The organism is Streptomyces sp. NPDC004126 (assembly GCF_050275515.1).
Taxonomy (GTDB): domain Bacteria; phylum Actinomycetota; class Actinomycetes; order Streptomycetales; family Streptomycetaceae; genus Streptomyces.
In genome coordinates, this window is the sequence record NZ_JBNNPF010000020.1 from 111,186 (window position 1) to 130,237 (window position 19,052).

A 19,052-nucleotide genomic window follows, 5' to 3' on the forward strand; every position below is an offset into this window, starting at 1 on the left:
TCTGGTACGTCCTACACCATGATCATCAGAGCTCGGCCGCAAATGATCAAGGTGGGTGGTCTCCGCACCTGTCAGGTGGCGGTGACGGTCTTGAGGGCGAGGGCGCGCAGGGGAGCGATCCGGCGGCGCGCTTCGCCGTGGTAGACCGCGTTGGTGCAGATGGCGAGGTAGCGGCCCGCGGTGGGGGCGAGGTAGGGGCTGGTGCCGGTGAAGCCGTGGTGGTAGGCCACGTCGCCGGGGGCGCAGATCCAGGACAGGCCGCGGTCGAGGCCGGTCCCGATCGGGGCGAACGGGCGCGTGGAGGTGCGGAGCCAGCCGTACAGGCGGCCGGCGGGGTCGACGAGGTGGGCGGCGTAGCGGGCGAGGTCCCGGGCGGTGGAGAAGACTCCCGCGTGACCGGCGACGCCGCCGAGGAGTCCGGCGTCGACGGCTCGGCCGACGAGGGGCCAGGTGGCGACGACCTTGGTGAGGGAGGCGATGTCGTAGGCGGTGTCGGCGCCGGGGGTCGCGCCGTCAGCAGTACGCGGGGGTCGCGGGGCGGGGGTGTCGGCTCTGGGGGCCAGGACTCGTCACGGGTGAGCGGGACCAGGGGCATGAGGTACAGCCTGTGCCCGGTTTCCAGGGCGCACAGGGGCTCGTCGCCGGGGATGTCGGGGCGGCCGAGCCGGACCGTGAACGGGTGGGTGGTGCCTTCGCCGTCGGCGGTCTCCGCGCGCAGCTCGGTCGTCGCCGTGCGGCGGGTCCGGGCCGCTGCCACCACCTTGCCGTCCACCAGCACCTCGGCACGGCCTCGCCGGGCGCTCCACACCACGGTGATCGAGTGCCCGTCCTGGTCCAGGTGGAAGCGGTGCCGGTGCCGGTGCCGGCGGGCGTGATCCGCCACGGCGGCCTCCCTGGGGGTTCCTGCCGCACCACCGGCGTAACGGGCCACCCCCGCGGCACACTTGTCAGGCCGGCGGTCGTGGGGACGTCACCACCCGTGACGCAGGCGGAAGCTGAGCGGCAGAAGCTTCGTGGCCGCGGGGGCCCACCGCGGATCGGCTGCCGCCGGGATCAGGGTCCGGTGGCGCGCGCCGGGCGCCTCACGCGCACTCCACCTTCTCGCCCACGGGCGTCCAGTCTGAGGGACCCTGGGCGCCGACGGCGCGGACCTGGAAGCAGTACCTGAGGTTCGGGTCGAGGTGCGGGATCGAGAAGGTCCTGACGTTGGCGCCGACGCCGAAGTTCTGGTTGAGAGTGGCGTTGCGGACCTCGTAGCCCGTTTCGTTGTTGGCGTTGTCCTCCCAGTCCACCCGGACGCTCTTCTCGTTGCCGACCGGGACCGCCGTGGCAACGACGTTCGAAGGCTCGTTCGGCCGCCCGACGTCCACTCCGGCCGCTTCGTGCGTGATCGAGAAGTCCGCCGAGGTGGAATCGTCCGACAGGAACTCGTCGTTCTTCACGCTCAGATGGTGCGTACGGACCTTGTCCATGGCGAGCGGTCTGGCAGCGGTGCGCATCGTTCCGTCGAGGTCGTTGTTGTTGCAGGACGACTCTTCGTAGAGGTAGAGCGTTCCTCGCGGGGTGACGGTCTCGTCCTTGTTGAGCTGCAGCGTGACGATGAGCAGGCCTCTGGTCTCCCCACCCGCGCACCGCTCGAAGCGGAAGGAGCCCCTCGGGGCGTCGTGGGTGAGGTTCACCGTCTCGCTGTAGCTGCCGCCGTTCACCTGCCCGCCGGCGTCGCGCACATTGAGCACTCCCCGGATCGTCACGGCGTGGGTGTTGCGCGCCGCAGCGGGCTGCGTCATGCCCACGAACAGGACAGGGGCCAGCAGTACGGCGGCCCCCACGGCACGTCCACGCTTCATCTCAGACCTCGCGGTTCTCCCCGTGGCGGTGGCACTGCGGCCCGGTGAGGGCATGGGATGCCGCGACGCAGCACCATCCCTCCAGAGTCCCACCGGGCCGCATCCGCCGCATCCCGCGGTGATCCATGATGGGTCGCATGGGAGCACTCTTCGGCTACTACGCCGCTGCCGATGACGGGGACGCCGTTCGCGCCGTCGACCGTGAGGACGGACAGCCGGTCGGGACGGGCTACGACTCGCTCGTCGTGAAGGGCATCGATCCGGTGGTCGGGCTGCTGCCCGCGGAGGTGCTCGTCACCGGGCGAACTGCCGGTGCCGTCACGGCGGATCCTCGGCACGGGCACTTGGTCGGGACGGTGGGTGACGGCGAAGTCGTCACCCTGTCACTCACCGGTTCCTTCTGCGACTCCCTCGCCCGTGTCGGCCCGGAGCGGTTGGGCGAAGTGGCCCGCGGGTGGTCCGCGTCGGGTGTCTTCGACGCCGAGTCGGACCTGACGGAGCTCACCGGCTTCCTGGAAGATCTCGCCGCCCTCGCGGAGAGGGCGGCCGCGCGCGGCCACCGGCTGTACTGCTGGATCAGCGTGTGAGTCCGGGGCCGGCCCCCGGAGGGTCGGCTTCCAGCACTGGCCGCGGCGCGGAAGGCGTCGCGGATCCGTGGACCGGCATGCGGCTCGGTGCTCGCGGTCGACGCGGTCGACTCGGTCGGGGCGGTCAGGCCCGGGGCCGCTCTACCGCGTCGGACTCCGCGCGGACCGCGTCCGCGAGGCGGGTGGCCGTCGTGTCGGCGGGGTGGACGAGGCGGGTGCGGGTCAGGGCGAAGGACAGGCCGCGCCGGGGGTCGGCGAAGGCGATGGAGCCGCCGCTGCCGTGGTGGCCGAAGGCGGTCGGGTCGCCGCCCGTCGGGGGCAGGCCGAGGAAGTAGCCGAGCCCCTTGGCGTGCCGGCGCAGCAGCATCCGGTCCGGGCCGTCCACCGCGGCCGCCGTGGCCTGGGCGACCCGGGCCTGCGGGAGCAGCCGTACGCCGTCCACCTCGCCCAGGAGCGCCGCGTACATCCGGGCGGCGGCGCGGGCGGTGGTGGTGGCGCAGGCGGGCAGGTCGGCCATGAGGTATCCGGGCCGGTTGGCGAGGGCGGCGGTGGTCCACAGGCTGCGGTTGGGGGCGACGAGGCGGACGAACGGGGCCTCGGAGGGCAGCCCGGCCAGGTACGCCTCCCAGCCGCCCTCCACCAGCGGTGCCACCCGGGCCAGCCGGTCGGCCGGCAGCCCGAAGTACAGCTCGTCGGCGATCCCCAGGGGCTCGGTGACGTACTCGCGCAGGGCCTGCCCCGGGGTGAGTCCGGTGGCCCGGCGGACGGTCTCCCCGAGGATCCAGCCGTAGGTCCAGCCGTGGTAGCCGCTGGCCGTGCCCGGCTCCCACAGCGGGCGCAGTCCCGCGACGACCCCGCACATGTGCTCCCAGTCGCACAGTTCGGCGGCCGTGAGGGCCCGGGGCAGCTGGGGGATCCCGGCGGTGTGCGTGAGGGCGTGCCGGACCGTGACGGCCGCCTTGCCGTGCGCGGCGAAGGCGGGCCAGTAGCGGGCGACGGGGGCGTCGTACTCGATCAGCCCGCGTTCGGCGAGCACGTGCACGAGGGTCGCGGTGCACCCCTTGCCGACCGAGAAGCCGTGGACGGGCGTCCCCGGCCCGGGAACCCCGGCGTGCGCCTCCACGAACAGCCGCCCGCCCCGGTACGCGGCCACCTGGAGCCCGGTTTCCCGCCCGGAGGCGACCAGTTCGCCGAGCGTCTCCTGAAGGTCCGTGTGCTCCATGCGTTCCATGCGCTCCTCATCCGCCGCCCGAAGCGGTGGACACCCTACCGTCCCCCGTGGCGTCCGGCCGGGCGCGAGGCCCCCGTGCGGCGCGTCCGGGTCGGCCGAGGACGACGCCGGTCAGGACCAGGCCCAGTCCGCACAGTTGCCGGACGGTCAGCACCTCTCCGGCGACCGCCGTGCCGAGCAGCACGCCGGTCACGGGGTTGAGCAGCCCGATCAGCGCGACCGTCCCCGCGGGCAGGTGCTTCAGCCCGGTGAACCAGGCCGCGAAGGCCAGCGCCGTGGCGATCAGGGCGACGTAGCCGAACGCGAGGAGCGTCGGCGCGGAGAGCGCGGGCGGGGGGCCCTCCACGGCTGCCGCGACCGGGAAGAGGAGCACTCCCCCGGCGGCGAGCTGCCAGGCGGTCGAGGCGAGCACATCGGCGCCGGCACCCCACCGTTTGGCCAGGACGTGGCCGAAGGAGGACACGAGCACGGCGGCGGCCGAGGCGAGGACCCCCGCCGCGCCCACCTCCTCCGCACCGGTCAGCAGCATGAGGCAGACCCCGCCGACTCCGATCACGGCGCCGGTCAGGTGGGCGGCGCGGGGCCGCTCGGACACCAGGGGCCAGGCGATGAGCATCATCGTCATCGGGGACACGGCCATGACGGTCGCGGCGACGCTGGTCGGCAGCAGCTGGGAGGCGGCGTAGACGAGGACGAAGAACACGCTCGTGTTGAGCAGCCCCAGCACCGCCGACCGCCACCACCACGCGCCGCGCGGCCGCTGCCTGCACAGGGCCAGCAGGACGAGGCCTGCGGGCAGGGCCCGCAGGGCGGCCCCGTGGAGCGGGCGGTCGGCCGGCAGGAACTCGTGCGTGACGAAGTAGTTGGTCCCCCAGGCCACCGGCGCGATCGCCGTCAGTGCCACCCAGCGCATATTCGCTTCCATGGAAGCCAATATAGCTTCCCGGGAAGATATGATGTCGCGCATGGAACACGGTGAACCGCTGGACCGCGTGGCCCGCATCCAGGCCGACTGGCGCCGCGAGCGCCCCGACCTCGACGTCGGCCCGCAGGCCGTGATCGGCCGGCTGCACCGCCTGGCCGACCGGCTCACGGAGGAACTCGCCCTCGTCTACGGCCGCTACGGCCTCGGCGAGGGCGAGTTCGACGTCCTGTGCGCCTTGCGCCGCGCCGGGGAGCCCTATGAGCGGGCGCCGGGCGAGCTCGCCGCGCACACCATGGTCACCACCGGCGCGATGACGAAGAGGATCGACCGCCTGGAGCGGGCCGGGCTCGTCACCCGCCGACGGGCCGACGACGACCAGCGCGGCCGGATCGTCGCCCTGACCGGCCCCGGGCGGGAGCTGATCGACCAGGCGTTCACCGACCACATGCGCAACGAACGCCACCTGCTGGACCTGCTGACGCCCGCCGAGGCCGCGTCACTCGAAACGCTGCTCACCGGCTGGCTCTCGCGCATGGATCATCCGCGGGCGCCCGGCGGCGCGTAGCCGGCCTCCGCACCGTCCCCGCCCTTCAGGTGCCGGACGCAGAAAGGGACTTCTCCTCGGAGCCGAAGGCGTCGAAGAGGTCCAGGGCCGCCCGCCGGTCGTTCGCCTCGTCGTCCCACTGCAGCAGGACGTGCAGCGGTACGGGGACGCGCCCGCCCTCCGCCGCTGACCGCCGCCGACCGCCGCGGTCCGGCGACGCCCAGGGGGCCCGCGGGGCGGGAGCGCGCGGCTACGCCGTCGGCGTCGACCAGGGCGCCGAGCGGAGGTCGGCGGTGCTGCGGCGTTCGCGGACCGCCGGGGGTTCCTCGGCCGCCCTGCCGACCGCGACCATGGACACGATCGCCCAGCCGGGTCGAGGGCGCAGCTCCGCGGTCAGGGCTTCGAGGTCGAAGGCCCGGAACTGGTGGGTGGCCAGTCCCATCGCCTGGGCCTGGATGCTCAGGTGGGCCACCGCCTGACCGAGGTCGTAGTCGGCGAACTCGGAGTAGACCAGGTCGGTGTCGTCGACGTACCGGCGGGTCAGCGCGACCACGAGCAGCCCCGCGTCCTTCGCCCAGCGGGTGGAGCTGGGCGCGAGGTGGGGCAGTATCCGTGCGTGGTCCGGTTCGCCGGGCCTGACCGGGAGGAAGCCCCACGGCTGCGAGTTGCCGGCCGAGGGCGTCCATCTCGCGGCTTCGAGGAGCAGGTGGAGGGTGGGGTCGTCGACGGCGGCGGAGCGGTCGAACCGGCGGGGGCTGAACCGGTCGGCCAGCAGGGCGTGGATCTGTTCGGTTTGCCGAAGGTCATGGGGCATGTGACGGACAACCACGGGTTCCGGTCGTCCATTTCCGGCCCGCGGCGCACGTTTTGCGGGGGTGGAAGTGCCGAGGAGCCCGCGGCTAGTGTGGTGATCATGGCTTTGCGACCCGATGAGTTCTACGACCACGCACGTGCGGCTGCGGATGACGGGCTCCGGCTCCCGTTGGCCAGGATGACCGGTTGGGAGATCAGCCCCTTCGAGGCGGAGGGCCTGCGCGTCTCCCCGCTCCGTCCGCCCGTTCTGCCCGAGCCGCCGCGGCACGGCGAGGACCCGGCGGACTGCGACGAGTGCCGCGCCCGCGACGAGGGCATCTGGCTCGACGACCGCTGGCGGCTCGCCCGGATACCGGGCGTGGGCGTGCCGCTCGTGCTGATGCTGTATCCGCGCGACCACTACGACATGGCCGATCTGCCCGACGAGCTGGCCGCCGAACTGGGCGTGCTCACCACGCACGTCGTCCGCCACGTCCAGGCGCTGCCGCACGTCTCCCGGGCCCACGTGTACCGCATCGGGGACGGGGCCGCGCACCTTCACGTGTGGTTCTTCGCCCGGCCCGAGGGACAGGCGCAGTTCTTCGGGTCGTGGCTGCCCGTCTGGGACGACCTCCTGCCCGAGTACCCCGCGGACGTGGCCGACGCGGACGCGGACGCCGTCGCGGACGCGCTGGCCGCGTCGTACGGAGGCCGCCGTCCCGGCCGCGACGGGCAGGCGGGGCTCTGATCCCGAAGGCGTGCGCCCGGTGCCCGTCCGGGCCGGGCGCCGCCGTGTCCGCCGGGGGTTGCAGCAGGGCGACGGAGCTCGCCCGGTCGTTCATCGCGTCCCCGACGTAGGAGGTCGACTGCTGGTACTCCTGGTGGACGCCGGAGGTGTCGGGGGCGTCCCAGAGCTCCAGCCGGCAGGACTGGGTGGTCAGCGAGCTGACGGAGTTGTTCCAGGTGCCGTCGAGGTTGATCTGGGCGTCCCGGCCGTTGCCGCTCCGGCAGCCGCTCGCGCCTGTCAAGACGAGGGCCGAGCCGCCGTAGTTCGAGTCCGTGTAGACGACGCCGAGCTGTACGGCCGCCGCCCCTGCGGTGGCCGAGGAGCCCTTCAGGCGGTCGGCCGTGGCGATGGCGATGCGTGGCGTACGAGCGAGCACGGGTCACTCCTGTCTCGTGGACGTTCTGCCGACACCGTGGATGCTTCCGCCCCGGCTCCGCACGGGCCACGGAAAAGGGCGCGGAGAGGGGGCCGGGGAACGCGACGCGAACTGTTCGGGGGCCACGGGCCACGGGCTCCGGGAACCGAGACCCGCGCGGGGAGGGGAGGTGCGCCGTCGGCGCCCTACGCTCCGGCCGCGCGGCGGCCCAGGACGGGTTCCGCCACCGTGCGGGCCAGGGGGCAGAGGGTCTGGCCGTGACGGGCGAAGAGGGCGTCGCGCGAGTCGAAGTGGCCCAGGTCCGTCAGGACGTACGCCGACAGGTCGCAGGGGGCCCCGCCCGTCGGGCAGAGCGCCGCCGCGCCGTCCCAGTCGACTGCCGTACGGGCTATCGCCTCGAAGAGGGTCTCGGAGCCGGCGTTGGTGAAGCCGCCGCCCGGGGCGGCGCCGCGTTCGCTGCGGGCGCCGAAGAGCTCCGAGACCGTCAGCCACCGCGCCGCGCCCGGCTCCGCGGCGGACTCCGGCAGGCGGAACTCCGGCCAGACCAGCAGCACCTGGTCGGGGACGAGGGCGCGCAGCCGGGGGAAGCGCGGGTACCAGAAGGCCCCGTCGACGACCAGCCCGCGCACCCGCGTGGCCGTCCCCGTCGCCCGGGCCACGGCCTCCAGCACGGCCAGCCGCTGACTGCACGAGCCGCGCCCCAGGCGCAGCACCTGGGACACGGGCCGCTCGTCCTGGACGGAGTAGACCGGGCGTACCGAGGTGGCGATCCAGCGGTGGGCCCGGCGCAGGGATGCCACCGGGTCCGCGCCCGCGGGGAGTTCGAGGGTCCGGGCGAGGGCGGTGACGCGCGGGTCGCGCCAGTCGAGGATGCGGGTCGGTTCCGTACCGCCCCCGACGGCTACCGGGGTCCCGGTCGCGGCGGGTGCCGTGCGGATGCGGCCGCGGGGCCGCAGGAGCGAGCTCGTCATGGCAGCCGTCCTTTCCTGGGAACCGCATCATGGCACATCGACTGAACGCGTTCAATAAAATGGCCCGCGCCGCCCTACCTCGGGCTGACCGTCACCTCGTACACGGCGCCGGCCCTGCCGCGCGTGGTCACGGCCACGGTCTGGCCGCGGCCGTCCCACCTGGCGTTGCCGCCGCGGACCGTGACGCGGTAGCCGTTCGGGTAGACGTCCTCCGGAACGGTGATCTCGGTGGGTCCCCCGGCGTCGCCGCGGGTGCGGAAGGTCAGGGTGTAGGTGCGCGTGGCGGGGTCGTACGCGAAGCCGAGCGGGTCACCCGCGACGGCCCGCGCGTAGGGCTGGACGAGCAGCCGGGCGCCGGGCTTCACGGCACCCGTCTGGTCGAGGAAGCAGTAGCCGCCGCCCCGGCACCACTGCCACCAGGTCCAGCCGCCGGCGAACCGGTCCATGGCGGCCGTCATGTCGGTGACGAACTGGCTCGCGTGCGGTACGTAGGGGTTCCCGCCCCACTCCCCCACGATCACCGGCATGCGGTTGCGGGTCGGATAGTCGCTGATGGCCGCCTCGTAGGCCGGGACGAACGTGCCGGCCGGGTCGTAGTCGGCGCCGGTCTCCATCGCGGTCTCGTAGAAGTGCGGCGCGTACCCGGCGTGCGGGTCGTCGACGGCCCCCAGCCGGGTGGGGACGCCGAGACCGACGATGACGGTGGGTTCGACGAACACCCACGACGTGCGGTCGACCGTGCGGATCGCCCGGGCGAGGCGGTTCCACATCTCGGTGAGCTCGCCGGCCTCGAAGCGGCCCGCGGCGGCCGGGAGGTCCTCGCCTTCGAGGAACTTCGCGAAGGGCTCGTTCATCAGGTCGTAGCCGAGCAGCGCCGGGTGCCTGCCCAGGGCCGAGGCGACCGTCATCCACATGCGGGCGTGCGCGGCGCGGAGGTCGGCGTCCTTGTACAGGTGGTCGAAGGCGGCCTGCACGGACGGTTCGAAGTACTGGGAGAACCAGTCGTCGGGTATCGGCGTGAACGGCAGCCCGTCGTCGCGGGTGGCCCAGTCCGGGATGCCGCGGGCGCCGAAGTGCGGTCCGTACACGTCCTGGTGGGCGTCGAGCACGACCTTGACCCGGTAGCGGTCGGCCCAGTCGAGGATGCGGCGCATCTTGGCGAGGTAACCGCGGTCGTAGTGTCCGGGGGCGGGTTCGAGGTCGTCCCAGAAGAACGCCAGGCGCGCGAGGTTGAAGCCCCGGGCGGACATGTCCCTGAGGTCGCTCTCGTGGATGCCGGCGAACGCGTCGGCGCCCCGGCTGCTCTTGTCGGCGAGGTTGAAGCCGCGCCACTGCAGCGCGCGGCCCCGACCGTCGGCGATGAAGGTGCGGTCGCCGACCGTGACGCGGTCGGTGACGCGGTCGGTGACGCGGTCGGTGACGCGGTCCGGGCGGGCCTGGGCCTGCGCGGGGACGACGCCGAGCAGGAGGGCTGCCACGGCGAGGACGACGGGGGCGAAGCGGGAGGTCCGGCGCATGCAGGAGACCCTTTCGAGGTCGGCTTCTCGGACGGCGTGCTACTGGCCGGTCGGATGTTACTGACGGGTGAGTCAAGTTCCCACCGTTTCACCGGAGTTGGTGTGGCCCGTGGGGTCTGCGGCGAGTTCGTGGACCGCGAGCCCGTCCGCCCCGCGGGGGAATCGGGATTCGGCCATGACAGGGCCCGCCCGGCACTCCACACTTGTGCTGAACCACGCGATGGGGAGGCGCTGATGGGTCGGGCTCTTCGTACGGGTGTGCCTGCGGGTGTCGTGGTGCTGGTGGCATGCGCACCGTGGTACGCCCCCTACTACTCCACGGTCCTGGTGTGGGAGCTGCGCAAGCTCTTCGCCTGGCTGGCCCTGCCGCTGCTGACGCTGGGGCTCGTCGCGCTGGCGGCGCTCGGGCGGTGGCTGCTGCGCAGGGCGCGCGGCAGGACCGGCGGCGGTTCGGGCGAGGTGGCGGGGGTGCTCGGCTGCCTGGGCGCGCTCGTCGGTCTCGCGCTCGCCGTCTGGTGGCTGGTCTACGGGGCGTACCTGCAGGACCGGGGCTACATGGAGGCCACGCAGGTGGTGACCGAGCCGGTGCCCGCGCTGGCCCCCCGCGCGCCCTACCTCGTGGGGAAGGCGCAGGCGGCCCCGCACCTGGGGGATGTCACCGGGGAGATCTCGGACATCACGTACCTGCCGGACTCGGACCGCTTCTCCACCCTCGTCGAGCGCAGCGGCTGGCTGTCCGGGTACGAGGTCGGTCTCGTGCAGGAGGTGCCGCTCGGCGGTACCGGTCGTTCGCAGCAGCGCTGTTCGTTCGACGTCGACGTGGCGGACGCCCGCATCAGCGGCTGGTTCGGCCACAACCTGGGCCGGAAGATCTCCGCGCAGAAGCGCTGGGTCCGCTTCGAGGCCGGCGACGCGTACGTGACCTGCTCGGGCGATACGCCCGTCGTGGTCGTGCCCCTGAAGCGGCAGACCGGGCTCCTGGTCGTGACGGAACGTCCGGCGGGGGTCGCGCTCTACGACGGCCGGACGGGCGAGGTCACCGTCACCACGGAGACGGACACCGTCCCGGGCCCCTCCTATCCGCTCAGCCTCGCCGCCCGCCAGCGGGAGGCCGTGGCCGCCGTCGGCGGCTTCACGGACTGGTGGTTCGAACGCAGCGGCTGGGACGCCTCGGAGGACGGCGCGAACGCGGGGAACGACTCGGAGTTCACCCTGCGCTACGGCGATGCGAGCGGGCGCAGCGTCTACGTCACTCCCCTGACGCCGCAGGGCGAGGCCAGCTCGGTCGTCGCCGTCGCGACGGTGCCGGCCCGCCACCGGGGCGGCGGGCTGGCACCGCTGACCGTCCACCGGCTCGATCCGACCTGGTCCTCGCCGAAGGCGATCATCGCGCTGATCAAGGCCGAGTACCGGGACGTCTGCTGCTACAACGACGACCGGGTGTTCGAGGTGGTCCCCACGGGCGGGACCACCTGGACCGCCACGATCGGCAGCGAACAGGACATCCGCTACCGCGTGGAGGGCCGGGGCCAGGTCGCGGGCCGCGAGGCGACCTGCCTGAAGGCCGCCGACGGGGCACTGATCAAGTGTGCGTTCGCGGCCCCCGGCTCACCGGAGGAGCAGGAACTCAAGCGGCGCGAGGAACAGGCGAAGGGCAAACCCCGGACCGATCCACCGGACCTCGGGGACCTCACCGCCTACACGCCCGAGCAGCTGGCCGAGCTGAACCGCCGCATCAGCGAGGAGGTCAACCGCCGGCTCAAGGGCTGACGCGGCGCCGCAGGGGCGGGAACGCGTCCGGCCCAGCGTGTCCGAGGAGCGTCTTGACGGCGAGAAACCGAGCGAGATCCACTGAAGCCACGACACCCGCCCATATGGGCGGGTACCGGTGGGGTTTCGTCGCTTGGGGGCGGGGAGTGGGGCTTCGGCGTGCGCGGGGGTTCGCGGTGAAGGCCACGGCGCTGTTCCGTCTGGCGCACCTGATAGCCGCTGCGGGCGTCGTGCTCGACGGCCGGGTGGACGGCCGGAGCCTGGCCCTGCTGGCCTGTGTCTGCGCCGTCTCGCTGGTCCTCTACGTGCCCGCCCTGGTGCGCGGCTGGTTCTCCGCTCCGGGCGTCTGGGCCGACGTGCTGGTGACCGGATGTGCCCTGCCGTGGGTCGCCGTGGCCGTCATCGGTGAGGGGGACGCCGTGGCACCGCACGGCTGGCTGATGGTGCAGAGCCTGTCGGCCGCCGCCACCGCGGTGGTCGCGTTCCGGTGGCGGGGCGCCGCCCTCGCGGTGGCGCTGCTGCTGGCCACCTCGCCGGCCGTGCACGCGGTGCTGCCGGAACCGGACCCGGCCGGTGTCCTCGATCATTTCAGCGCGGTCGCCAGCTGCGTCGCCCTGGCCGGCGGAGGCTGGTGGTACACCCGGCGCCAGGGGCTCCTGCTGGACGCCGCGCACGACCGGGCGGTCGCCCTGGAAGCCGCCCGCGCGCGGCAGGCCGAGCGGACGGCGCACCACGCGGCCCTGCACGACACGGTGCTCGCCACCCTCACCACGATCGGGGCGGGCCGCGTGGACGCCAACGCCCCCGCGGTCCGCGAGCGCTGCGCCCGCGAGGCCGCCTACCTGCGGCGGCTCGTCGAGTCCGAGGAGGGGCAGGACCGGGCGTACGGCCCGCCTCCGGGAGGGGCGGCGGGCACACGGGCCGCGCTGGAGGAGGCCGTGCACCGGGCGGAGGCTCTGGGGCTCACGGTGAGGGCGCGGTTCCATGCCGTGCCGGAGCTGCCCCGGGAGGTCTGCGAGGCCCTCGCCGCCGCGGTGTCCGAGGCCCTGAACAACGTGAGCCGGCACGCCGGCACCGGCACCGCCCACGTCACCGCCGTCGGAGGGGCGGAGGGCGGTGTGGAGGTGACCGTGGCCGACCGCGGCACCGGTTTCGACGTCTCCGGGCCCGGCGGCCGCGGTACGGGGCTGCGCCGTTCCGTACGCGGCAGGCTGGCCGCCGTCGGAGGGGCGGCGTCCGTGGACAGCCACCCCGGTGAGGGGACCGTCGTCGAGCTGCGGTGGCCGGCGTGATCGACATCGCCGTGGTCGACGACGACCGCATGCTCCTCGACGGGCTGGTGTCCTGGCTCGGCCGCCAGCAGCGGCTGCGGCTGGTCGGCACCGCGGCGACGGTCGGTGGGCTGCTGGCGCGGCCGGGGGCGGCGGCCGAGGTCGTCCTGCTGGACCTCGTCCTGCGCGACGGGTCCGATCCGGAGGCGAACGTGCGGCGGGTGCGGGCGGCCGGGAGCAAGGTCCTGCTGATCAGTACGGTGACCGACCGCGCCCGGATCGTGGCGGCCGTCGCGGCCGGGGCGGACGGCTACCTGACCAAGGACCACGCGCTGGACACCCTGGTCGAGGCCGTCGAGGCGGTGGCCGCGGGCGGCACGGCGCACTCGCCCGAACTCGCCTTCGCCTGGGCGAACGACACCGGTCCGGCCCGGCCGCACCTGGCGCCGCGGGAACGGCAGGTGCTGCGCGACTACGCCTCCGGGCTGACGCTGAAGGCCGCCGCGCGCCGTGCGGGCATCAGCTACCACACCGCGAAGTACTACCTGGACCAGGTCAAGGAGAAGTACCGGCAGGCCGGACGGCCCGCCCCCACGAAGGTCGAGCTGGCCCGGCGGGTGTACGAGGACGGCCTGCAGCCGTGAGGTGCTACGCGGTGGGCGGCGCCGGTTCCCCCGGGGCCGTCGGCCGGCAGCCGGCGGCGGTGCCGTCCTCCTCCGTGCGCGGCCAGTAGCGCCCTTCGAGGGCCTCCGCGCTGCGGTTGAGCCGGACCAGGACGTCCTCCAGCTCCCGCACCTCCTCGGGGGACCAGCCGGCGACGATCCGGGCCAGGCAGGACCGGTTGACCTCGCGGTGCCCGTCGAGCCGGCGGCCGCCCTCGTCGGTGATGCGCAGCTTGCGGGCCATGCCGCCGTCCGGATCGGCGACGCGTTCGGCGAGCCCGCAGCGCAGCAGTGCGGCGGTCTGGCGGTTCACGGTCGAGGTGTCGAGCCCGAAGGCCTCCGCCAGCTGGCCGATGGACATGGGGCCCTGGGTGTCGATGCGGCTGAGGAGCAGGTACGCCGACCGATCCAGGCGCTCGTGGTCGCGCTCGTGCCGGCCGAGCACCTGGTGCCGTGCGAGCAGCATCAGCTCCCGCTCCAGTTTTTCCAGCACTGCGCCTCCCGCTCCGCTCCTTCCGGCCGCCCATTATCGCCGACCCGTGCGGGCCCGGGGGCCGACCGTGCCGCAATATGCATGATACACAGCATGTGTACTATGCACTTCTCGTTGTCGTCCGACGAGCCCCAGCCACAACCCGGAGGACCCGCATGACCGCCACCACGTCGACCGCCTCCCGCGCGGCCGAGATCCTCTCCCGGCCCGTCACCCTCAATGGCCTCACCGTCCCCAACCGCATCGCGATGGCTCCGATGACGCGGATGTTCTCCCCCGGCGGCGTGCCCGGCGAGGACGTGCGGGCGTACTACGCCAGCCGCGCCGCCGCGGGCGTGGGCCTGATCATCACCGAGGGCACGTACGTCGGCCACGAGTCCGCCGGGCAGAGCGACCGGGTGCCGCGGTTCCACGGCGAGGAGCAGCTGGCCGGCTGGGCGGAGGTCGCCGCGGCCGTGCACGGGGCGGGCGGCACGATCGTGCCGCAGCTGTGGCACATCGGCATGGTGCGCAAGCAGGGCGAGGCGCCGTACCCCGACGCCCCCGCCGTCGGCCCCTCCGGCATCCGCGTCGACGGCACCGAGGGGACCGGCAGGGCGATGACCCGCGCCGACCTCGACGACGTCATCGGCGCGTTCGCCGACGCCGCCGCGGACGCCGAGCGGATCGGCTTCGACGGCGTCGAACTGCACGGCGCCCACGGCTACCTGCTCGACCAGTTCCTGTGGGAGCGCACCAACCGCCGCACCGACGCCTACGGCGGCGACGCGGTGGCCCGTACGAAGTTCGCCGCGGAGGTCGTCGCGGCGGTCCGCGAGCGCGTCTCGGCCGAGTTCCCGGTGATCTTCCGCTACTCGCAGTGGAAGCAGGAGGCCTACGACGGCCGGCTCGCGCAGACCCCGGAGGAGCTGGAGGCGATCCTGGCCCCGCTGGCGGCGGCGGGCGTCGACGTCTTCCACGCCTCCACCCGGCGCTACTGGCTCCCGGAGTTCGAGGGCTCGGACCTGAACCTCGCGGGCTGGACCAAGAAGCTCACCGGCCGGCCGGCCATCACCGTCGGCTCGGTGGGCCTCGACGGGGACTTCATCCGCTCCTTCGCCGGCGAGGGCGCGGCGCTCGGCGACATCGACAACCTCCTGGACCGCATGGAACGCGACGAGTTCGACATGGTCGCCGTCGGCCGGGCGCTGCTCCAGGACCCGCAGTGGGCGGCGAAGGTCCTCGGCAACCGGTTCGACGAGCTGAAGGCGTACGACGTGGCGGCGCTCGGGTCGCTCAGCCGGTAGCCGACCGTCCCGGCGGGCCGCCCGTCAGGAGACGCCCCGTGGAGCCCGTACCCCGCTCCCACGGGGCGTTCGCGTTCCGTCATGGCCGAAACCGCACCTCTCGGGCATGTGCCTCATTGACCCCACCGCACCATCGCGATTGCATGCTCTGGTCCTCCGGCGGGGAGCCGGAGGACGGGGTCTGCCTGCTCGTCCTGACTGGGGGGAAACGATGGGGTACACGAACAGGGCCACCGCCAGACGCGTACGGGTCGCACTGGGCGCCGCCGCGGCGGTCTGCGCGGTCACCGCGGCGCTGCCCGCCGCGGCCCGGGCCGAGTCCGCGGGGGCGGCGGGCGGGGCGGCGGCCGGCGTCGAGAGGATCAGCGTCGCGCCCGACGGCACCCAGGGCGACGGCGATTCCGCCTCCGCCTCGATCACGCCCGACGGCCGCCACGTCGTCTTCGCGTCGTCGGCGCGCAACCTCACCGCCGGCACTCCGGCAGGCAACGAAGCCGTGTTCGTCCGCGACCTGCAGGCGGCACTCACCAAGCGGATGGGGACCTACACCCCGCTCCAGCCCCCGTCGATCAGCGGCAACGGGGCGTACATCGGCTATTCGCTCCAGTGGATCAACGACGTACGCATCCGCCAGTACCAGGTGAGCACCGGGGGGACGGCCTCCGCCAACTGCTCGGCCTACAGCTGCGACCAGCCGTCACTGAACGGGGACGGCCGCTACACGGCCCTCGCCCTCCTCATGAGGAAGCCGGCGCCCACCAACCGCCAGCGCGTCGAGGTCCACGACTGGAACACCGGCGCCGTGGTGACCGTCGCCGCCTTCGAGCACACCTACCCGGCCCGGCCGTCCATCAGCGGCGACGGGCGCTACGTCGCCTACCAGGACGGCGCGGCGAAGGACGTCTTCGTCTGGGACCGGACCACCGGCACCAGCACCGGCCCGGTCGAGGGCCCGGCCACGGCCGCGTCGCTCCTCCAGCTCAGCGACGACGGCGGCACGGTCGTCTACCTCTCGGGCTCCGACACCTACGTCCACGACCTGCGGTCGGGCACGACCCGACAGGTCCCGGACGTGAAGGGCGTGGCCGTCGATCCCACCGGCCGGCACCTGCTGTACGCCCCGAACGGCACGGGCGGACCGTCGCTGGTCCTGCGCGACCTGGAGACCGGCACCGACCAGGTCGTCTCGGACCAGCCCGCCACGGCGGGGATCGACGCGGTCAGCAGCGGAGGCGGCGACGTGGTCTTCCAGTCCGCGGCCGACGACATCGTGCCCGGCGACACCAACGGCAAGCGGGACGTCTTCGTCCGCCACCTCTCCTGACCCGCCCGGCCGGATCTTGTCCGGCCGGGCGGACGGACGGAAGAATCGCGGCATGTCCAGCGACCGGCTCATGCGCATCCACAGTCCCGAGTTCCAGGCCATGGCCGAGAGGGTGCTGCAGGTCACCCGGCTCACCTCGCGCCTGAACGTCCTGCCCTTCGAGGACGAGGAGGCCAAGGCCGAGCTGTTCGAACAGATCCTCGGCAAGCCGCTGCCGCCGAGGGTCACGATCTATCCGCCCTTTTACACCGACCACGGTCTGCGTCTCGAACTCGCCGAGCGGGTGTTCATCAACCAGAACTGCACGTTCCTGGACTACGCCGGCATCCGGCTCGGCGAGCGCGTGATGGTCGGACCGAAGGTCACGTTCATCACGAGCGGGCACCCCGTCGATCCCGAGGAGCGGCGGCTCTACCTCACCGGCGCGCCCATCGACGTCGCGGAGAACGTGTGGATCGGCGCCGGCGCCACGATCCTGCCCGGCGTCAGCATCGGCCGGGACGCGGTGATCGCCGCCGGCGCGGTCGTGGCCGACGACGTTCCGGCGGCGAGCCTGGTGACCGGTACGAAGGCCGCCGTGAAGCGCCAGTGGTGACGGCCCCTCCTCCGCCGCGCGGAGGAGGGGCCGGGGTGCCGGGGAGGCCGCGCGGGGTCACCGCGCGGCCCGCCCGGTCAGGACCGCGGCGAGACCTTGACGATGGCCTCGATCTCGACGAGCTGCTCGGGGACCGACAGCTCGGAGACGCCGACGATGGTGTCGGTCGTGCGGTGCTTGCCGACGTACTCCTTGTGGAGCCGGGCGGCCGTGTCGAAGTTCTGCCGCAGGTCCTTGGTGAAGATCTTGATGCTGATGATCTGGCTGCGCGGCACCTTGTAGTGCGCGAGGACCTTGTCCAGGTTGTCGAACGACGTGCGGACCTGCTTCTCGAAGTCGCCGGCGCCCACGAAGTTCCCGGCCGCGTCGTGCGACACCTGCCCCGAGATGTAGATCTCGTCCCCGGCCTTGATGCCCTGCGAGTACCCGTAGGACTCCTCCCACGGCACGCCGAAGGTGAAGTGGTCCCAGCCGCGGCGCGCGGTGTCCTGCGCGCTGGCGCCCGGTCCCGTGAAGGTGATCGTGGTGGCCACGACCGCGGCCACCACTGCGCCAATGCCGAACCTGCGCCCTGACTTGGTCATTCCTCGTGTTCCTTTCGTCCCCGGTGGAGCCCGTGGCGCTGACGCTGTCAGAGCAGAAGCGAGAACTCCTCGAACGGGGACGGACCCGTGGACGGGCCGGACGGCGCCCGGTGCCCTCCCCCGTCACCGGGATGAGCCACTCCTGTCCGGGCCGGGCCGTCCGTCGGCGGCGGGGCCCGCGGTGGTCTCGGTGGCGTCGATCGTCCGGCGCAGGAGGTCGCGTGCGGCCTCCAGGTCGGCGGCGCGCTGGTCGAGGACGTCCAAGTGGGCGCGGAGGCTGGTCAGGACACCGGGGCAGGGGCGCAGCGTCGTGTCGCCGGAGGTGCAGGGCAGGAGCCGGCCGATGACGCGGGTGGGCAGGCCGGCGGCCAGCAGGGCGCGCACGCGCCGCACCGTCTCCACCGTCGGGTCGTCGTACTCGCGGTAGCCGTTGGCCCGGCGCTCCGAGTGGATCAGCTCCGTCCGCTCGTAGTAGCGCAGCAGGCGCTCGCTGACCCCCGTACGGCGTGACAGCTCCCCGATCAGCACCGGGCCTCCCCCTTCGACTTGACCTTCCAACGGTGTCAGGGAGCAACAGTGTGCCGACCGGCGGCATTCCGCGCCGGCCGTCGAGAAGGGAACGACCGTTGATCATCGATGCGCACAGCCACGTCCACGACCCCGTCGGGGCGCACCTCGGGCTCATGGAGGAGGCCGGGGTCGACCGCGCCGTACTGTTCGCCACCCGCCCGCATCCGGAACGGGCGCGGGACCTGGGGTCGCTGCGCCGGGAGATGGCCGTCCTGGACGAGGCCATCGGGGGGCGGGCCGGGACGGTCGAGGCGTACCGGGGGGCGTGGCAGGAGTTGGACGCGGCGCTGGCGGCGCATCCGGAGCGGTTCATCGGCTTCCTGTCCGTCCCGCTGGACCTGGAGCCCGAGCAGATCGCCGCGGTGGTGGAGCGGGAGGTCGTCGGGCGCGGGATGCGCGGGATAGGCGAGCTGACGCCGCCGCCGGGGCGGGCGGGGCTGATCGAACCGGTGCTGCGGGCCGCGGCCGATCACGGCCGGCTGCCGGTGGTCGTGCACGGATCCGCGCCGACCACCGCGGACGACGTGGCGACGCTGGCCGCGCTGGCCGTCCGCCATCCGACGGTTCCGCTGGTGGTGAGCCAGCTCGGCGGGCTGAACTGGATGCAGGCCGTCGAGCTGGTCCGGGAGACGCCCAACATGTACCTGGAACTGTCCACGGCCGGCATCGTCTTCGCGGTCCGCCTCGCCATCGAGGAGATCCCGGACCGGACCCTGTTCGGCTCGGACGCCCCGTACGGCGATCCGGTCCTGGCCCGGGCCATGGTGGAGCGGGTGACCCGCCCGGGCGAGGTCCGGGACCGGGTGCTGGGCGGCACGATGGCCGAACTGGCCGGCCTCGTCTGAGGCGTTCCCGGCGGGGGTGGCCGGATCCGGTGCCCCCGGCGGCCGGGAGCGGCCCGGGGCTGGCAGCATCTGCGG

The 19,052-nt window shown here is 73.5% G+C and carries 20 protein-coding genes and 1 pseudogene; 10 read left to right on the plus strand and 11 right to left on the minus strand.

The features are described 5' to 3' along the window. Positions 1-71: 71 nt before the first annotated feature. Both ACQKM2_RS20530 and ACQKM2_RS20535 read right to left on the minus strand, forming a co-directional pair. Complete coding sequence (locus ACQKM2_RS20530) at positions 72-563, minus strand: serine hydrolase (RefSeq protein ID WP_427711661.1); 492 nt, start codon at positions 561-563, stop codon at positions 72-74. Positions 564-1,082: 519 nt separating this feature from the next. Beyond that, positions 1,083-1,847: a fibronectin type III domain-containing protein gene (locus ACQKM2_RS20535; protein WP_427711578.1), complete on the minus strand. Its 765-nt coding sequence runs from the start codon at positions 1,845-1,847 to the stop codon at positions 1,083-1,085. A 137-nt stretch (positions 1,848-1,984) separates the two neighbouring features. Between ACQKM2_RS20535 and ACQKM2_RS20540 the strand changes: the two genes are divergently transcribed. Next, positions 1,985-2,434: a hypothetical protein gene (locus ACQKM2_RS20540; RefSeq protein ID WP_427711580.1), complete on the plus strand. Its 450-nt coding sequence runs from the start codon at positions 1,985-1,987 to the stop codon at positions 2,432-2,434. Between the two features lie 124 nt (positions 2,435-2,558). Here the strand turns inward: ACQKM2_RS20540 and ACQKM2_RS20545 are convergent, their stop codons facing one another. Together ACQKM2_RS20545 and ACQKM2_RS20550 are read right to left on the minus strand one after the other, a co-directional pair. Beyond that, a complete protein-coding gene (locus ACQKM2_RS20545) occupies positions 2,559-3,665 on the minus strand; it encodes a serine hydrolase domain-containing protein (protein WP_427711582.1) in 1,107 nt (368 codons plus the stop codon). A 7-nt stretch (positions 3,666-3,672) separates the two neighbouring features. Beyond that, positions 3,673-4,578: a DMT family transporter gene (locus tag ACQKM2_RS20550; RefSeq protein ID WP_427711663.1), complete on the minus strand. Its 906-nt coding sequence runs from the start codon at positions 4,576-4,578 to the stop codon at positions 3,673-3,675. 52 nt (positions 4,579-4,630) lie between these two features. Between ACQKM2_RS20550 and ACQKM2_RS20555 the strand changes: the two genes are divergently transcribed. Continuing rightward, on the plus strand, positions 4,631-5,155 hold the full coding sequence (locus ACQKM2_RS20555) for a MarR family winged helix-turn-helix transcriptional regulator (protein WP_427711584.1): 525 nt from the start codon (positions 4,631-4,633) through the stop codon (positions 5,153-5,155). Positions 5,156-5,189: 34 nt separating this feature from the next. Here ACQKM2_RS20555 and ACQKM2_RS20560 read toward each other — a convergent pair. Together ACQKM2_RS20560 and ACQKM2_RS20565 are read right to left on the minus strand one after the other, a co-directional pair. Then, positions 5,190-5,315, minus strand: a pseudogene (locus ACQKM2_RS20560) (alpha/beta hydrolase); the annotation flags it as partial. Positions 5,316-5,384: 69 nt separating this feature from the next. Further along, the gene (locus ACQKM2_RS20565; RefSeq protein ID WP_427711586.1) at positions 5,385-5,948 is read right to left on the minus strand and encodes a nitroreductase family protein; all 564 of its coding nucleotides are present in this window, start codon (positions 5,946-5,948) and stop codon (positions 5,385-5,387) included. A 177-nt stretch (positions 5,949-6,125) separates the two neighbouring features. Between ACQKM2_RS20565 and ACQKM2_RS20570 the strand changes: the two genes are divergently transcribed. Then, a complete protein-coding gene (locus ACQKM2_RS20570; RefSeq protein WP_427711588.1) occupies positions 6,126-6,674 on the plus strand; it encodes a hypothetical protein in 549 nt (182 codons plus the stop codon). Between the two features lie 600 nt (positions 6,675-7,274). Here ACQKM2_RS20570 and ACQKM2_RS20575 read toward each other — a convergent pair. Continuing rightward, complete coding sequence (locus tag ACQKM2_RS20575; RefSeq protein ID WP_427711590.1) at positions 7,275-8,060, minus strand: transglutaminase domain-containing protein; 786 nt, start codon at positions 8,058-8,060, stop codon at positions 7,275-7,277. A gap of 74 nt (positions 8,061-8,134) precedes the next feature. Next, positions 8,135-9,577: a cellulase family glycosylhydrolase gene (locus tag ACQKM2_RS20580; protein WP_427711592.1), complete on the minus strand. Its 1,443-nt coding sequence runs from the start codon at positions 9,575-9,577 to the stop codon at positions 8,135-8,137. A gap of 282 nt (positions 9,578-9,859) precedes the next feature. On the opposite strand from ACQKM2_RS20580, the gene ACQKM2_RS20585 reads away from it, so the two are divergent. The 3 genes from ACQKM2_RS20585 (at position 9,860) to ACQKM2_RS20595 (ending at position 13,262) form a co-directional block, all read left to right on the plus strand. Next, positions 9,860-11,347, plus strand: coding sequence for a hypothetical protein (locus tag ACQKM2_RS20585; protein WP_427711594.1), 1,488 nt, complete (start codon positions 9,860-9,862; stop codon positions 11,345-11,347). A gap of 176 nt (positions 11,348-11,523) precedes the next feature. Further along, a complete protein-coding gene (locus ACQKM2_RS20590) occupies positions 11,524-12,639 on the plus strand; it encodes a sensor histidine kinase (protein WP_427711596.1) in 1,116 nt (371 codons plus the stop codon). Beyond that, positions 12,636-13,262 carry a response regulator gene (locus tag ACQKM2_RS20595; RefSeq protein ID WP_427711598.1) on the plus strand — a complete coding sequence of 209 codons (627 nt, stop codon included), beginning with the start codon at positions 12,636-12,638 and terminating at the stop codon, positions 13,260-13,262. Before ACQKM2_RS20590 ends, ACQKM2_RS20595 begins: the two co-directional genes overlap by 4 nt. A 4-nt stretch (positions 13,263-13,266) precedes the next feature. Here the strand turns inward: ACQKM2_RS20595 and ACQKM2_RS20600 are convergent, their stop codons facing one another. Continuing rightward, on the minus strand, positions 13,267-13,746 hold the full coding sequence (locus tag ACQKM2_RS20600; RefSeq protein WP_427711664.1) for a MarR family winged helix-turn-helix transcriptional regulator: 480 nt from the start codon (positions 13,744-13,746) through the stop codon (positions 13,267-13,269). 182 nt (positions 13,747-13,928) lie between these two features. Here ACQKM2_RS20600 and ACQKM2_RS20605 point away from each other — a divergent pair, with 182 nt between their 5' ends. From ACQKM2_RS20605 to ACQKM2_RS20615, 3 genes are all read left to right on the plus strand, one after another. Continuing rightward, positions 13,929-15,059 carry an NADH:flavin oxidoreductase gene (locus ACQKM2_RS20605; RefSeq protein WP_427711600.1) on the plus strand — a complete coding sequence of 377 codons (1,131 nt, stop codon included), beginning with the start codon at positions 13,929-13,931 and terminating at the stop codon, positions 15,057-15,059. 211 nt (positions 15,060-15,270) lie between these two features. Further along, entirely contained in the window at positions 15,271-16,383 is a 1,113-nt protein-coding gene (locus tag ACQKM2_RS20610) for a hypothetical protein (RefSeq protein ID WP_427711602.1), read from the plus strand. 52 nt (positions 16,384-16,435) lie between these two features. Continuing rightward, the gene (locus tag ACQKM2_RS20615; protein WP_427711604.1) at positions 16,436-16,978 is read left to right on the plus strand and encodes a DapH/DapD/GlmU-related protein; all 543 of its coding nucleotides are present in this window, start codon (positions 16,436-16,438) and stop codon (positions 16,976-16,978) included. A 77-nt stretch (positions 16,979-17,055) separates the two neighbouring features. Here ACQKM2_RS20615 and ACQKM2_RS20620 read toward each other — a convergent pair whose 3' ends face one another. Both ACQKM2_RS20620 and ACQKM2_RS20625 read right to left on the minus strand, forming a co-directional pair. Further along, the gene (locus ACQKM2_RS20620; RefSeq protein WP_427711605.1) at positions 17,056-17,562 is read right to left on the minus strand and encodes a RidA family protein; all 507 of its coding nucleotides are present in this window, start codon (positions 17,560-17,562) and stop codon (positions 17,056-17,058) included. A 123-nt stretch (positions 17,563-17,685) separates the two neighbouring features. Continuing rightward, a complete protein-coding gene (locus ACQKM2_RS20625) occupies positions 17,686-18,090 on the minus strand; it encodes a MerR family transcriptional regulator (protein ID WP_427711607.1) in 405 nt (134 codons plus the stop codon). A 98-nt stretch (positions 18,091-18,188) separates the two neighbouring features. Between ACQKM2_RS20625 and ACQKM2_RS20630 the strand changes: the two genes are divergently transcribed. Further along, positions 18,189-18,977 (plus strand): amidohydrolase family protein, encoded by a 789-nt coding sequence (locus ACQKM2_RS20630; RefSeq protein ID WP_427711609.1) that lies wholly within the window; start codon positions 18,189-18,191, stop codon positions 18,975-18,977. Positions 18,978-19,052 lie beyond the last annotated feature (75 nt).